12 protein-coding genes are annotated in these 15,323 nt (G+C 66.4%); 5 read left to right on the forward strand and 7 right to left on the reverse strand.

Annotated elements, in window-relative coordinates; all coding sequences use genetic code 11:
- Window positions 1–45: 45 nt before the first annotated feature.
- From RM543_RS05225 to RM543_RS05250, 6 genes are all read right to left on the reverse strand, one after another.
- The gene (locus RM543_RS05225; protein ID WP_311689821.1) at window positions 46–1,455 is read right to left on the reverse strand and encodes a M20 family metallopeptidase; all 1,410 of its coding nucleotides are present in this window, start codon (window positions 1,453–1,455) and stop codon (window positions 46–48) included.
- Window positions 1,448–2,440, reverse strand: a complete 993-nt coding sequence (locus tag RM543_RS05230; RefSeq protein ID WP_311689822.1) for an ABC transporter ATP-binding protein — start codon at window positions 2,438–2,440, stop codon at window positions 1,448–1,450. The genes RM543_RS05225 and RM543_RS05230 overlap by 8 nt, the downstream gene beginning before the upstream one ends.
- Window positions 2,437–3,423, reverse strand: coding sequence for an ABC transporter ATP-binding protein (locus RM543_RS05235; protein WP_311689823.1), 987 nt, complete (start codon window positions 3,421–3,423; stop codon window positions 2,437–2,439). Before RM543_RS05235 ends, RM543_RS05230 begins: the two co-directional genes overlap by 4 nt.
- Window positions 3,423–4,334, reverse strand: a complete 912-nt coding sequence (locus RM543_RS05240; RefSeq protein ID WP_311689824.1) for an ABC transporter permease — start codon at window positions 4,332–4,334, stop codon at window positions 3,423–3,425. Before RM543_RS05240 ends, RM543_RS05235 begins: the two co-directional genes overlap by 1 nt.
- Window positions 4,335–4,347: 13 nt before the next feature.
- Window positions 4,348–5,265: an ABC transporter permease gene (locus tag RM543_RS05245; protein WP_311689825.1), complete on the reverse strand. Its 918-nt coding sequence runs from the start codon at window positions 5,263–5,265 to the stop codon at window positions 4,348–4,350.
- 64 nt (window positions 5,266–5,329) lie between these two features.
- The gene (locus RM543_RS05250; protein ID WP_311689826.1) at window positions 5,330–6,847 is read right to left on the reverse strand and encodes an ABC transporter substrate-binding protein; all 1,518 of its coding nucleotides are present in this window, start codon (window positions 6,845–6,847) and stop codon (window positions 5,330–5,332) included.
- A gap of 504 nt (window positions 6,848–7,351) precedes the next feature.
- Between RM543_RS05250 and RM543_RS05255 the strand changes: the two genes are divergently transcribed.
- Genes RM543_RS05255 through RM543_RS05275 form a run of 5 tightly spaced genes read left to right on the forward strand, consistent with a single transcriptional unit; the run spans window position 7,352 to window position 13,983 of the window.
- A complete protein-coding gene (locus RM543_RS05255) occupies window positions 7,352–8,881 on the forward strand; it encodes an ABC transporter substrate-binding protein (RefSeq protein ID WP_311689827.1) in 1,530 nt (509 codons plus the stop codon).
- A 54-nt stretch (window positions 8,882–8,935) separates the two neighbouring features.
- Complete coding sequence (locus tag RM543_RS05260) at window positions 8,936–9,853, forward strand: ABC transporter permease (protein WP_311689828.1); 918 nt, start codon at window positions 8,936–8,938, stop codon at window positions 9,851–9,853.
- Window positions 9,850–10,809, forward strand: coding sequence for an ABC transporter permease (locus RM543_RS05265; RefSeq protein WP_311689829.1), 960 nt, complete (start codon window positions 9,850–9,852; stop codon window positions 10,807–10,809). Before RM543_RS05260 ends, RM543_RS05265 begins: the two co-directional genes overlap by 4 nt.
- Before the next feature lies 1 nt (window position 10,810).
- A complete protein-coding gene (locus RM543_RS05270; protein WP_311689830.1) occupies window positions 10,811–12,637 on the forward strand; it encodes an ABC transporter ATP-binding protein in 1,827 nt (608 codons plus the stop codon).
- The gene (locus RM543_RS05275; protein ID WP_311689831.1) at window positions 12,634–13,983 is read left to right on the forward strand and encodes a lyase family protein; all 1,350 of its coding nucleotides are present in this window, start codon (window positions 12,634–12,636) and stop codon (window positions 13,981–13,983) included. The genes RM543_RS05270 and RM543_RS05275 overlap by 4 nt, the downstream gene beginning before the upstream one ends.
- Here the strand turns inward: RM543_RS05275 and RM543_RS05280 are convergent.
- Complete coding sequence (locus RM543_RS05280; RefSeq protein WP_311689832.1) at window positions 13,976–14,905, reverse strand: LysR substrate-binding domain-containing protein; 930 nt, start codon at window positions 14,903–14,905, stop codon at window positions 13,976–13,978. The two genes, RM543_RS05275 and RM543_RS05280, sit on opposite strands and share 8 nt — an antisense overlap.
- Window positions 14,906–15,323: the final 418 nt, after the last annotated feature.

Consider the following 15,323-nt stretch of genomic DNA (forward strand, 5'->3'; position numbering starts at 1 on the left):
ATGGTTGCCGCCGTTCAATCGGCTAATAGCCCATGCCGGTTTCGATCATGGGACGTCGGTCTCGCCAAGATCCCAGAAGAGGCCTGCCATCAGGCCCAGCCCTTCGCGCACGATCGACACCGGCAGGTGTTCGTCCGCGCCGTGCTGGCGGCAGCCGGGATAGGAATGCGGCACCCAGATCGTCGGCAGCCCGAGAATATCGGTGAAGATCGCGTTTGGCAGCGAACCACCGAGGTTCGGCAGGATCACCGGCGCCCGGCCCGCGGTGCGTTCCAGGGACGCGGCGGCGAAGCGCACCCACGGCCCATCGAGGTCCGACCGGCTGGCCGGGAATGAGGCGTCGGGCGCGGGCACGATCTTCACCCGTTCGTGGCCCGCGGCGTCGAGCGTGCGGCGCACCGCCGGTTCCACGTCCGAGGTGTCCACGCCGACCGGGTGGCGCAGTTGCAGCCGCGCCCGCGCCCAGGGCGGGATCGCGTACAGCGGCTTGGCGAGGTTGCCGACCTCGATCTCCATCACCTCCAGCGTCGACCAGGCGTAGACCCGTTCGGCCTGCGTCAGGCCCGGGGCGCCCCACCAGGGATCGAGCGGCGGATCGCCCTCGGCAGGGGTGATGGTACAGTCCTTGAGCGCATCGCGCACGTTCTGCGGGATCTCGCCCGGCGTCAGCTCGGGCACGAGGCATTCGCCGGTGGGACCGATGAGCGCGGCGATGGCGTGGCTCAGCTCCACCCCCGGATTGGCGAGAAGGCCGCCCCAGTTGCCCGAATGGTGAAAGCCCTCGCGCGCGACCACTTCGAGATGCAGATTGATGCCGCCCCGCGAGCCGAGGAAGATCGTCGGATCCTCAAGCGACATGCGCGGCCCGTCCGAGGCGATGAGCACGTCGGCGGCGAGCCGCTCCTTGTGATCCGCGCAGATCGCGTCGAGCGCGGGGGAGCCGTATTCCTCCCCCATTTCGACGAGGTACTTCAGATTGAAGCCGAGCCTGCCGCGCACCGCCAGCACCGCTTCGAGCGCGGCGAGGTTGACCGAATGCTGACCCTTGTTGTCCGCGGTGCCGCGTCCGAACCAGCGGCCGTCCCGCTCAGTCATCTCCCAGGGGTCCAGCCCTTCGGACCACTGCTCGGGAATGCCGGTGACGACGTCGCCGTGGCCGTACATCAGGACGGTCGGGCGCGCCGGATCCTCGATCCGCTCGGCCAGGAGGAACGGACCCGGAGCCTTGCGGTGGCGCAGGATCTCGCAGGAGAAGCCGAGCCGTTCGTAGAGCGGCATCATCTCTTCGCGCAGATAGCGCTCCAGCTCCGGCCAGTGTTCTTCCTCGCGCGAGATGGTCGGCATGGCGACGCGGCGGGCAAGGTCCTCGCGGAAGCGGCCGCTCTCCAGCGTCTCCCGGGCGGCGGCGATGGCGGTGTCGCGGGGCGCGGCGGGCTCATGCGTGGTGTCAGGCAAACGCTCGCTCCTTGTCCGGGGCGTATTCAGGATCGGTCAGGTGGCACGCGGCCCCGCCGGTCACCGGCGAGACGGGGCGCGGCACGACGCTGTCGCAGGGGCCGTAGGCGCGCGGGCAGCGCGGGTGGAACGGGCAGCCCGGCGCGGGATGCAACGGGTCTGGGAACCCGGCGCCGAGCGCGAGGTCCGGCACGCCGTCGTCGGGTGCGACGGTCAGGACCGACTCGAGCAGCGCTTTCGTATAGGGGTGTTGCGGCGCGTCGAAGATGCCGTCGACGCCCGTCAGCTCCACCACCCGGCCGAGATACATCACCGCGACACGGTCGGCGATATGTTCGACCACCGACAGGTTGTGGGAGATGAAGACGTAGGTGAGGTTGAAGTCCGCCTTGAGCTCCATCAGCAGGTTCAGGATCTGGCTCTGCACCGAGGCGTCGAGCGCGGAGGTCGGCTCGTCGCAGATCACCACCTCGGGCTGCATGACGAGCGCGCGGGCGATGGCGACGCGCTGGCGCTGGCCGCCAGACAGCTCCTTGGGATAGCGGCTGGCAAAGCGCGCGGGCAGGCCGACCCGCTCCATCAGGCGGCGGGCGGTGCGCTCCTGCTCGGCCGCGGTGCCGATGCGGTGGACGCGCAGGGGCATCGACACGATGTCGAGGATCGTCTTGCGCGGATTGAGTGACGAGAACGGGTCCTGGAAGATCGGCTGTACGCGGCGGGCAAAGGCGGCGCGGCCCGCGTCAGCCGCGGGGTGGCCGTCGAAGAGGACATGGCCTTCGGACGGCGGCAGAAGGTTCAGCAGCATCTGCGCCAGAGTGGACTTGCCGCAGCCGCTTTCGCCGACGATGCCGAGAGTTTCGCCCCGCATCACGCGCAGATCGACTCCGTTCACGGCGTTCAGCGTCGCCTTGGGCTTGAACATGCCCTGGCTGACGCGGAACCGGCGGTGGAGGCCCAAAGTCTCGAGGATCGGTGGCTGGCTCATGCGGGCGCCCTTTCGGTTTCGTCCTTCTCGGCGCCGTGGATGCAGGCCCAGACGTGGCCGCCCTCGGCGCGCAGCGGCACCGCATCGGCGCAGATCGGCTGCGCGACGGGGCAGCGGCTGCGGAAGGCGCAGCCCCGGACATCGCCCATGAGCGAGGGCACGACGCCCGGAATCGTGCCGAGCGGCGCGCCGCGTTCGGACTTGCCCGGCTGCGGGATGCAGTCGATCAGCGCCTGGGTGTAGGGGTGGCGGGGCGCCCCGAAGATCTCGGCGGCCGAGCCTTCCTCCACCCGCGCGCCAGCGTACATGACAACGATCCGGTCCGCGATCCGCGACACGAGGCCCAGATCGTGGGTGATGAACACGATGGCGATGCCGAGCCGCTGTTGCAGATCGCGCAGAAGCCGCAGGATCTGCGCCTGGATCGTCACGTCGAGCGCCGTGGTCGGCTCGTCCGCGATCAGGAGCTTGGGCGAGGTCATCAGCGCCATGGCGATCATCACGCGCTGGCGCAGACCCCCCGACAGCTGGTGCGGATACTGCCCCAGACGCTTTTCCGGCGACGCGATGCCGACCTCGTTCAGCATCTCGACCGCCCGCGCGCGGGCCGCGGAGCCGGTGGCGCCGGTGTGGTGGATATAGGCCTCGGTCATCTGGTCGCCGATGGGGAAGGCGGGGTTCAGCGCCGTCATCGGTTCCTGGAAGATCATCGCCATCTCGTTGCCGCGCACGCGGCGCACCGCGCGGCGGTCGGTCAGGTCGACCTCGCCGAAGCGCATGGCGCCGACCGACCGGGTCGCGGCACGCGGCAGAAGATCCATCAGCGCCAGCGACGTCATCGACTTGCCGCACCCGGACTCGCCGACGATGCACAGCGTCTCGCCCTCGCGGACTTCGAAGGACATGCCGCGCACGGCATGAAGCGTGTTCGTCCGCAGCTTGAAATCGACCTTGAGGTCGCGGACCTGCAAAAGCGGTTCCATCAGCCCCTCCCGTCCGGTGATACCAGATCGCGCAGCCCGTCGCCCGCGAGGTTGATCGCGAAGACCAGCGTCGCCAGCGCGATACCGGGGATGGAGATCAGCCAGAACGAAAAGAACATGTAGCTTTTCGCCTCCGAGATCATCAGCCCCCAGCTCGGCGTCGGCGGTTGCACCCCGAGGCCGAGGAACGACAGCGCCGCTTCCATTAGGATCGCCGACGCGATCTCGATCGTCGCGATGACGATGAGTTGCGGCGTGAGGTTCGGCAGCACCTCCCGCGTGATGATGTAGAGGTTGGACGCGCCCGCCGCCTTGGCCGATTGCACGTATTCCATGCGCGCAACCTGTGACGAGGTGGCGCGGACCACGACGGCGAAGCGGTCCCATTTCAGAACGCCCAGCACGATCACGACGATGGTGATCGACCCGCCGAAGACGGCGACGACGGCCAGCGCCACGAGGATGATCGGCAAAGACAGGCGGATCGTGGTCAGGAAGGTGACCACCATGTCCACCCGGCCGCCGAAATAGCCGCCGAGAAGCCCCAGCGTCGTGCCGATGACCGACGCGATCGACACCGCGGCAAAGCCGATGAGAAGCGACACCCGCGCGCCGTAGATCAGCCGCGACAGGTAGTCCCGGCCAAGCTGGTCGGTGCCGAGAACATGCTCCCAGCTTCCGGCCTCGAACCAGACGGGCGGGACGGCGCGGTTGGTGATGTCCTGCGCGTAGGGATCGTGGGGCGCCAGCAGCGGCGCGAAGATCGCGATCAGGATCATCAGGACCACGATGCCGCCGCCGATCAGCAGCGAGGGATGCTCGCTGAGCCGGCTCCACGACAGGCGGCCGGGCGGCGTCTCGGCCAGTTCGGCCGTCGCGGTGGGATCCGCGGAATTGCTCAGATCTGTCATGCTCGGCCCCTTCTCAGCTGACGCGCAGGCGTGGGTCGAGCCACGCGTTGACGATGTCGGACAGGAGCGTCAGCACGACGTAGACCACCGACAGCAACAGGACGACGGCCTGCAGCACCGGGAAGTCGCGGTAACCGATCGCCTGGTAGGCGAGGTAGCCCAGGCCATCGAGCGCGAAGATGCTCTCGATCACCACCGAGCCGCCGATCAGAAGGCCGAGCTGCACGGTCACGAGCCCGACCACCGGCACCAGCGCGTTGCGCAGCGCGTGCTTGAGGATCACACGATGCGCCGGCAGCCCCTTGGCCCGCGCGGTGCGCACGTAATCGTTGGACAGCGCATCGATCATCCCGGCGCGCACCAGCCGCATGAAGGGCGGCGTGATGTAGTAGCCCAGCGTCACCGCCGGCAGGATGAAATGTCGCCAGCTTTCGGCGCCCGAGGCCGGCAGCATCCGCCACTTGATCGCGAACAGCATGACGAGACAGAGCGCGAGGAAGAACGACGGCAGCGCCTGTCCCAGAAGCGAGACCAGCGAACACAGCCGGTCGATCCAGCTTCCCGAAAAGACAGCGGCCAGCACCCCGAGCGGGATGGAGATTGCCAGCGCGATGGTCAGCGACATAATCGCGAGGATCACGGTATTGCCGATCTTGTCGAAGATCAGATCCGAAACCGGCGACTTGAAGAAGTAGGACGTGCCGAAATCGCCGCGCAGCACGTCGCCGAGCCATGAGGCGTATTGCACGATGAGCGGCCGGTCGAGCCCGTAGGTCTCGACGATGATGGCGAGGTCCTCGGCGCTTGCCCCTTCGCCGGCCAGTGCGCCGGCGGCGTTGCCCTGAAGGCGCAAAAGGCCGAAGGCGAGGATCGACACGCAGAAGGCCACGAGCACGGCAAGCCCGAAACGTTTGGCCAGGTAGATCGGCATGGGATGGCTCCTCGATCGGCGGAATGTCGGCCGGGGCGCGGTCCTTCGCGCCCCGGCCCGTCCGTCACTCGCTCCAGGAAAATTCCCAGAAGCGCAGGATCTCGTCCGGGTAGGTCTCGTAGCTCAGACCCTCGGCGCCGGCATAATAGACCGGCAGCGTGAACATCGGCACCGCCAGCGCCTCGTCCGCGATGCGCTGCAGCGCCTGACGGTAGAGCGTCTTGCGCTCTTCGGTGTCCATGCTCTTGCCGGCGTCGTCCAGCGTCTCGATCAGCTCGGAGTCGAGCGCGTTGTCGTCCGGCTGACCGCCGAAATAGACCGGCGTGGAGGCCGACAGATCGTAGATCGAATAGGAGCCCCAGGCGTTCTGCGCCAGCTCGACCTCGCGCGCGCGCATCGCGTCGCGCATGGCGGCGGGCTGCATGAAGTTCAGCTTCACGTTTACGCCGACATCCGACAGGTAGTTGATGACCGCCTCGGAGATATGCCGTTCGCGGTAGGCGTAGAGCTCCACCGTCAGGCCGTCGCCGTAGCCGGCTTCCTCCAGGAGCGCGCGGGCCTTGTCGGGATCGAAGGGATAGCTCGTCGCGCCTTCATCGGTGCAGCCGAACTGGTCGATGAAGCAGACGGTGTCGATGGTGTTCGACCCCTCGCCGACGAGGTTCTCGGAGATCGCCGCCTTGTCGATGGCGTGGTTGAGCGCGCGGCGCACCCGCACGTCCTGAAGCGCCGGGTTGGGCGTGTCATCGGAGGTGTTGATCTGCATAAAGACGATGCGCATCGTCTCGCCGCTCTGCACCTCGACGCCGGGCATCTGCGCGAGCTGGTCGGCCTGGTCCTTGGGCAGGCCCATAGTCAGGTCGAGACCGCCGGACAGAAGCTCAGCGATCTGGGTCTGCTGGTCGGGGATGGTGCGGATCGACACACGGTCGAGCGAGGCGGCGGATTTCGCGTCGGTGGCGGTGTAATCCTCGAACCGCTCCAGCACGATCTCGCCGCCGGCGGAATATTCGGCATACCGGAAGGGTCCGGTGCCGATCGGCAGGTCCGCGTCGGTCGTGCCGCCGGGGCCCGTGTAATGGTCGCTCGGCATGATCGCGAGCTGGGAGGAGACGAATTCCAGCGCGGCGGGCGTCGGCCCGGTGGTGGTGATGCGAACGGAGTGCTCGCCGGTCTTCTCCACGCTCTCGATCCAGTTCGCCACCTGCTGCGAGACGATCCGGTTCGCGGGATCGGCGGCGTAGCTCAGGGTGTAGACCACGTCGTCGGCCTCGAAGGTCGATCCGTCGTGGAAGGTCACACCCTCGCGCAGCGTCAGGTCGAGCGTGGTGTCGTCGACCCACTCCCATTCGGTCGCGAGCAGCGGCTCGAACTCGCCGGTCTCGAGGTTCCGCACGACCAGCGTGTCCCACACGTTCCGGCCGAGGATCACGCCGAGGCGCAGCGTGGTGAAGTAGGGGTCGGGGCTTTCCAGCGTCTGGCCATAGGCGAAGCGCACGGCATTCTCGGACTGCTGGGCGGCGCCGGGAAGGGCGGCCAAAAGGCCGAGGCTGGCGCCGGCAAGGGTGGTTCTGAAGGTCATGGTCCTCTCCGTTGCAATATCATTCGCGCGGATTTGTCCGCCCCGGCTGTTCCGTCGGGTTAGCGAATATCCAACATCATTTGATCAAATCGATCAATGATTTCTCTATGTTTGAAATAAATCTGCACGTAGGACGCGCAAAGTTGCACGGTTTTTGAGCAGATGGCGAACTGCACCGATTCAGAAGGCGTCGGGGGAAACAGGCACGCCAGCGCCCGTGACCGGGGTTTTCAGACGGCGGCATCCGCGAAGCAGACCTCTGCGCGCAGACCTCGAAAGCTTGAGATCGCTGCGCAGATCTGCTCGCTTCGCGCCGCCGTGGTGGCGTTTGTAAGGGCTCGGAGGGTTTCAAGGTTGCCGTTGAGTGACGAACACTCTTCAGCGTTTCGCTTGTTACCGCTGCCGTCCGTCCCAATTTGCGCAACTATTAGTCCATTGATTGCAGTTTTCGCACCTCCCATCTCGTCTTAGGGTCCGGGCATTATCATCTCTGGGAGGAGTGACATGCTGAAAACCACTGTTGCAGCCACGGCCCTTTGCACCGCCTTCGCAAGCGCGGTTCCGCACGCCGCTCAGGCCGGCAAGAACGACGATACGCTGCGCGTCGCGCTGGCCGAGGAAATCCTAAACCTCGACTACAATTACACGACCAAGCGCGAATACATCATCATGGCGGAGCTGACCGACGCGACGCTCTTCGATCTCGACCCTGAGACGCAGGAGTTCGCGCCAGCTGTCGCCAGCGACTGGGAATGGGTCGACGATACTACGCTCAACGTCGACTTGCGCGAGGGCGTTACCTTTCACGACGGCTCCGAGCTCAGCGCCGAGGACGTCGCCTACACCTATAACTGGATTGTTTCGGACGAGAGCGAGGCACAGGCTAAGGGCACGATCGAGCGCTGGCTCGAAACTGTCGAGGTGACCGGAGACCTCTCGCTACGCTTCCATCTCAAGTCGGTCTATCCGCTCGTCCTGCGCGACATGGCGCAGCGCGTGAAGCTGCGCCCAGAGGGCGCCTACGAGGCCGAGGACGGCAGCGTCGACGAAAGCGCCATGGCCACGGATCTCGTCGGCGCAGGCCCATACAAGGTCGTCTCGTTCGAGCCCGGTCAGGAGGTCGTGCTAGAGCGTTTCGAAGAGTATTGGGGCGAGGCCCCGGCGATCGAGAACGTTGTGGTGCGCAACCTGCCCGATATCGGCACGCAGCAGGCGGAGCTGATGGCCGGCGGCGTCGATTGGATGTTCAAGGTGCCACTCGACGTCGCGGAATCTCTCGGCAACATGCCGCAGGCGGCTCATCTGTCAGGTCCAGACCTGCGCGTCGGCTTTCTCGTGCTCGACGCTGCCGGTTATACGGACGAGGACGGTCCGCTCACCAACGTGAAAGTCCGACAGGCGGTCAACCACGCCCTCAACCGCGAAGAGATGGCAGAATATCTCATCGGTGGGTCGGCAAAGCCGATTTACACGCCCTGCCATCCGGCGCAATTCGGCTGCACCGAGGACATCCCGGCCTATCCGTACGATCCCGAGAAATCGAAGGCGCTGCTCGAAGAGGCAGGCTACGGCGACGGCTTCCAGATGGACCTCTGGGCCTATCGCGACAAACCGGCGGCCGAGGCCATCGCCGCCGATCTTGAAGCCGTCGGCATCGACGTCAATCTGCGCTACGTCAAGCTCGCTTCGCTCAATCAAGCGCGTGCGCAGCGGGAGATCCCGGCCTATTTCGGCACATGGGGCTCGGGCGGCACTGCCGACACCGCGGCAATTGCGCGAGTCCATTTCGCGGGCGACAGCGACCGCAACCTCTCGGGCGACGGGCAACTGACCGAGACCGTGCTGTCGGCCGAGCAGACCGCCGACCCCGAAGAGCGCAAAAAGATCTACGAGGAGGCGCTGACCACCATCGCCGAACAGGCCTATTGGGCACCGCTCTTTTCCTATTCGCAGAACTACCTCGTGAACCCCGATCTCGAGTTCCCGCTCAGCCCCGACGGGCTGCCGCGCCTCGACAAGGCGTCGTGGAAGTGAGCTGACAGGTTCCGCGCCACCCCGGCGCGGAACCTCATTCGGGGAGGAGACCACATGCTCAGATACATCCTGCAACGCGGGGCGCTGGCTCTCGCGGTGGCGTTCACGGTCTCGCTGGCCACATTCTTTCTGTTGAACGTCGCCACCGATCCCGCCTATGCCATCGCCGGCGAGGACGCGACGCCCGAGATGCTCGCGCAGATCCGCGACACCTACGGCCTCGACCGCCCGCTCGCCACGCGGTACTTCGACTGGCTCGGCGGCGTCCTGACCGGCAATTTCGGCGAAAGCTACTACTGGAACAAGCCGGTGGCAGAACTCGTCGCCTCGCGGGCTCCGACCACCATCGCACTGGCGCTCTCGGCGCTGTCGGTGACGATCCTGATCTCGATCCCGCTCGGCGCATGGGCCGCGCTCAAGCCCAATTCCTGGGCCGACCGCTTCGCCCTCGGCGTCGCGGTCTCTGCGCAGGCGGTGCCGAACTTCTGGCTCGGCCTAATCATGATCATCCTCTTCTCGGTAACGATCCCGATCTTCCCGGTCTCGGGTGACGACACCTGGCTCCACTTCGTGCTGCCCGCCTTCGTGCTCGGCGCCAGTTCCGTGCCGGCAGTGATGCGCCTCACCCGCACCGGCCTCATCGAGGTGATGGACAGCGATTACATCCGAACCGCTCGCTCAAAGGGCTTCCGGGGCATGCCGCTGCTGACTCGCCACGCGATGCGCAACGCGATCCTTCCGGTCGTCTCGGTGCTCGCCGTGCAGCTCGGACAAAAATTCGGCGGCTCGGTGATTACCGAGAGCATCTTCGCCATCAACGGGCTCGGCCGGCTCGCGCTCGAGTCGATCCTCGGCTCGGACATCCCGACCGTGCAGATGCTCATCTTTGTCTTCGCCCTTGTCTTCGTGGCCATGAACCTTCTGGCCGACATCCTGAACGCAGCCCTGGACCCGAGGATCCGCATCGGATGATCATGACGGACGCCGACCCCGCACAGACCGACCCCACGCAGCCGCACGCAGCCAAGAGTGCCGTCGCCGCGACCGATGATGCCCCCGAGGCGCTGCCGCCGACGCCGCTTCGTCTCGCGCTGACGCGGGCCCGCGGACACGGGGGGCTCCTGATCGGCGGTACGATCATCGTGCTTCTGATCCTCATCGCGATCTTCGCGCCGCTTCTTGCGCCGCACGATCCCTTCGCGCAGTCGCTCAGCGCGCGGATGCTCCCGCCTGCCTGGGCCGAGGGCGGCAATGCCGACTACATTCTCGGCACCGACCAGAACGGCCGCGACTATCTCAGCCGGCTCATCTACGGCGCCCGCATCTCGCTTCTGATCGGTCTCGGCGCAGCGTCTATCGGCATGCTTATTGGCGTGACGCTAGGCGTAATCGCCGGCTATTTCGGCGGCTGGATCGACCACGCCGTAAGCTTCCTTCTGACCGCGCAGCTGGCGCTGCCGGGTCTGCTGCTCGCCATGGCGCTCGTCTTCATCATCGGCCCGTCTGTGTGGGTGGTGATCTGCATTGTTGGAGTGCTGCACTGGACCTACTACCTCGTGGTCACCCGCGCAGCGACGCAGCGCATCCGCAGCCTCGACTTCGTAGCCGCCGCGCAGGCCGCGGGATCGACGCCGGGGCAGGTAATCCGGCACGAGATCCTGCCCAACCTCATCAGCTCGATCATCGTGATCTTCACCTTCGAGCTGGGCATCGCGATCCTCGCAGAATCGAGCCTGTCGTTCCTCGGCGTCGGCATCCAGCCCCCTATGCCGTCTTGGGGCCTGATGATCGCTGAGGGCAAGCAGGCGATGTTCTACCGCCCCTGGCTCGTGGTGCTGCCCGGCCTCTGCCTCTTCGCGCTCGTGATCGGTGCCAACCTTCTCGGTGACGGCCTGCGCGATGTGACCTCGCCCGACGGGAGAAACTGATATGCCGATGCTCGAAATCGACACTCTCTCCGTGACCCTTGATCTGCCCGCTGGGCCCCTGCACGCGGTCCGCGACGTCTCGCTGAGCCTCGACAGGGGCGAGAGCCTTGGCATCGTCGGTGAAAGCGGCTCGGGCAAGTCCATGTCCGCCCTCGCGTTGATGCGGCTCCTGCCGCGCCGCGCCCGTATGCAGGCCTCGGCGGTGCGCTTCGACGGCGTGGATCTCTCCGGGGTGGACGATACGGCCTTTGCCTCGGATTATCTCGGACCCAGGCTCGGCATGATCTTCCAGGAGCCGATGACCTCGCTGAACCCGGTCTACCGGATCGGGCGCCAGCTGACCGAGGCGAGCGTCCGCGGCGGCAAGCTATCAGCTGCCGCCGCCCGCCGCCGCGCGGTCGAGCTTCTGGACCGCGTCGGCATACCCGATCCCGATGCGCGCATGGTGCAATATCCCCACCAGCTCTCGGGCGGCCAGCGCCAGCGCGTGATGATCGCCATGGCGCTGATGATGGAGCCGGACCTTTTGATCGCCGACGAACCCACGACGGCGCTCGACGTGACCGTTCAGGCGCAGATCATGGAGCTGCTCGAGGACCTGCGGCGCGAGATGGGGATGGGCATGATCCTGATCACCCACGACCTCGCCGTGGTCGCCCGCAATGTCGATCGCGTCGCGGTCATGTATGGCGGCGAGGTGGTCGAATCCGGCGAGGCCGCAGCCGTGCTGCGCGCGGCGCGCCATCCCTATACCCGCGCTCTGCTCGGGGCTATCCCGCGCACCGACGGCCCCGTGCGCAAGCTCGAGGCGATCCCCGGGACCGTGCCGTCGCTCTATTCACGGCCCGACGCCTGCGTCTTCGCACCGCGCTGCACCCAAGCCCGCCCCGAATGTACCAGAACCCGTCCGCCGGTGAAGGGCGGCGCCGATCATTGGCGCCGCTGCGTGCTGGCCGATGCCGAGCTGCGCGCCCTGCAGCAGGCGCCCGAGGTGATCGAGCGCGTGCAGGCCGAGGCCACCGAGACCGCGCTCGAGGCGCGGGGTGTCACCCGCGTCTTTCACAGTCGCAAGGGGCTCTTCGGCCCCCCGCACGAGATCCGTGCCGTGGACAACGTCGATCTCAGCGTCATGCGTGGAGAGATCCTTGCCCTCGTCGGGGAGAGCGGGTCAGGCAAGTCCACCCTCGCACGCATGCTGCTCGGGCTCGACGCGCCGACCTCGGGCGAGATCCTGCTCGACGGCAAGCCTGTCTCCGGGATGGCGCCGATGGACCGGGCAGGGCGCGTGCAGCCGATCTTCCAGGATCCGTATTCCTCGCTCAATCCGCGCCGCACGCTGGCCGAGATCATCGGCCGCCCGCTGGCGCTGCGCGGGATAGGCGACGCCCGTTCACGCCGGGCCAAGGCGCGCGACATGATGGACCTCGTGCGCCTGCCGGACCGCTTGCTGCACTCCTATCCGTCGCAGCTTTCGGGCGGCCAGCGTCAGCGCGTCGCCATCGCCCGCGCGCTTGTCACCGATCCTCGCATGTTGGTCTGCGACGAACCGACCTCGGCGCTCGACGTCAGCGTCCAGGCGCAGATCCTCAACCTTCTCGGCGAACTGCAGCGCGTTCTCGGCCTCACTTGTCTGCTGATCACCCACGACATGGCGGTCGTCCACCAGATTGCCACCCGCGTCACGGTGATGCTGAACGGAGAGCTGATCGAGACCGGTTCCGCGACCGACGTGATGACCCGACCCGAGACAGAGTACACCCGGCGCCTGCTTGCAGCGGCCCCGAGGTTCGAGACGAGCGACGAAAAGGCCGAGGACATTGCGGTATGAAGGACGAGCAAGCGCATACCCCCACGCCGGAGACGCTCTTTTCCGACCGCGCCCTCTGGCAGTCGTGGCTCGACGTCGAGGCTGCGCTCGCCCGCGCGCAGGGCGAGATCGGCATGATCCCGGCCTGGGCCGGCAAGGAGATTACCCGCCATGCCCGCATCGAAGCGATTGGCGAGGACCGCCTGCGCGCCTCGATCGCGCGCACCATGGCTCCGATCTTGTCGCTCACCCGCTGCCTTGCCGAAGATGCAGGTGAGGCGGGCCGATATGTGCATTGGGGCGCGACGACCCAGAACGTCATGCAGACCGGCAGGCTCCTGCTGATCCGGCAGGCGCGATCGGGCATGAATGACACTTTGGCCCGCGCTTTCACCCGGCTTGCCGAGCTGGCGTGCGCGCATGCCGAGACGCCGATGGCGGGACGCACCAACCGGCGCCACGCGGTGCCGATCACCTTCGGCTTCAAGGTCGCCGGCTGGATCGAAGAGCTCTCGCGCGCCGTCGACCGGCTCGACGACGCCGGAGGGCGCACCTTCCGGCTGCCGTTCGGTGGTGCGGTTGGCGCCTTCCACGGATACGGAGAGGATGGACCCAGCCTCATGTCGGCGCTCGCGCGCGAACTCGGTCTCGGTGAACTCGTGGTGCCTGGCCGCACCGTGAACGACATCTTCGCGGAGTACGTTGTACAGCTCGGCATGTTCGGCATGACGACCGAACGCATTGCCCGCGAAGCTTATGTGCTGATGACCGAGGAGATCGGCGAGGTCAGCGAACGGCTCGACGCCGGCGTGGTCGGCAGCTCGACCATGCCACACAAGGTGAACCCCAAGCACGTGGTGCGGCTGCAGTCCGAATGCGCGCGCTTACGTGCCCAGACCGCCCCGGCTCTGGAGTCGGGTCTGCCGAGCCACGAAGGCGACGCCGCCGCGAACCACCTTCTATCCTCGGTCCTCGACACGGCCATTCCGCTCGGATGGACCGTGGCGCGCGATCTCGAACGCCTGCTCGATCGGCTCGAGCCGCATCCGGATCGCATGCGCCACAACCTCATGCGGTCGGGCGGCCTCGTTGCGACCGAGCGCCTGATGATGGCGCTTGCCCCGGTAACAGGCCGCTCCCGCGCCCACGATCTCGTCCATCACGCGGTCGAGGAGTTGGACGAAACAGGCGCTGGGCTGGAAGAGACGCTTCTCGACCTCCCCGAAGTACGCTCTCTAGGCGAGACCGAGGTGCGCGCGCTGCTCGACCCCGCAGGCTATACCGGGCAGAGCGCCGCCATCGCGCGCCAGTTGGCCGAGGCGGCCAAAAAGCGCGCCGAGGTGCTCGGCAGCCGGCCTCTCAGATGAGCTCGAGCATCGCGGCCGCCGCCGGATCGGCGGCGCGCCGCGCCTCGACCACTTCGCTCACCGCGTCCAGGAACGCGGTGGCAAGCGGCGCGCGCGGCCCCGGCGCGTGGATGGCGGCATACGTGATGGGGTGCGTGTCCGCGAGCGGTCGCAGCACCGCCGCATCGTCCTGCTGCAGATCGACAGAGGCTCGGTCCGTCAGCGTGATCCCCAGCCGGTCGCGCACCAGTTGCAACGCGACGATGCTCGAGCTTGTCTCCACCGCGACCTCGGCCTCGTGGCCTGTGGTGCCGAGGAGTCGGTCCAGCCGGTCGCGCCAGCGCTGACCGGGACGCAGCGCCACGAAGCGCTCTCCGGCGATGTCCTCGACCGTGACCCTTTCGTGCGCCGCCAGCGGATGGTCCCGCGGCATCAATACCTCGGTTCCGACCTCGAGGATCGGCTCCACGTCCACGTCGAGAATGGCGTTCTCCACCGGCAGGGAAATGAGCCCGAGATTGTAGCCCCGCGCAGCGACCTTGCTCTCGATGTCGAACCGGGTCTCGACGTTGAGCGAGCATTGCATCGAACGGCCGTCGGCCTCCATCCACGACAGCGCAGGGGACACGAGCGTTCGCGCGATCGGGGCAGCGGTCACCAAAGACAGCCGCTTGTGCGACCGGTTGCGGATGTCCGAGGCAAGCGTCGGAATCTCGTCTAGACCGTCCAGCGTCTGGACAAGCCGACGATAGAAAATGTCACCATCGTCGGTGAGTATGAGCTGTCGCTTCTCCCGGCTGAAAAGTGTTATATTGATTTCCGATTCAAGCAGCGACAGCAGCCGACTCGCGGCCGAGCTCGAGACATTCAGCTGTCGCGAGGCTTCTGCCAAGGACCCGGTCAGGACGATCTGCCGGAAGAGCTGAAGTGATCTCAGGTTCATTCGGTCAGGTGCGCCTTCCGCGTCATTATCGTTATGGTTTGACCTACAAAATTGGCTCTGACAAGGCGTCTGAGCGTGTGGCAAAGTTGAACAAGTATCGACGTGGCTCCCTTCGGGAGATGCTCTGGTCAAAGCAATCGAGCTACAAAGTTGACAGCGTCGAAGGTGCCCACGCCCCGGAGGACTATATTCTTGTTGAAGCTAAGACCGCCGGTCATGTTTCAATAGACCACAGCGAGTTTCTGATTGGCATCGGCTTCGATGGTGGGACCGCTCCCTCCCGTGGATCGTCGATGACCCACCTTGGCACACCAGATGCCGTCGAGGGGCGGTCACACCATCAAAGTCAGAGGGGTTCAACTTCCTGCAGGCCGGAGGATACGTCAGAGCCGAGCCGATCCGCCCGGCAATCAGTCGG

Origin of the sequence: Tropicimonas omnivorans, from assembly GCF_031846565.1 — a bacterium.
In the GTDB taxonomy this organism is placed as follows: Bacteria; Pseudomonadota; Alphaproteobacteria; order Rhodobacterales; family Rhodobacteraceae; genus Tropicimonas_B; species Tropicimonas_B omnivorans.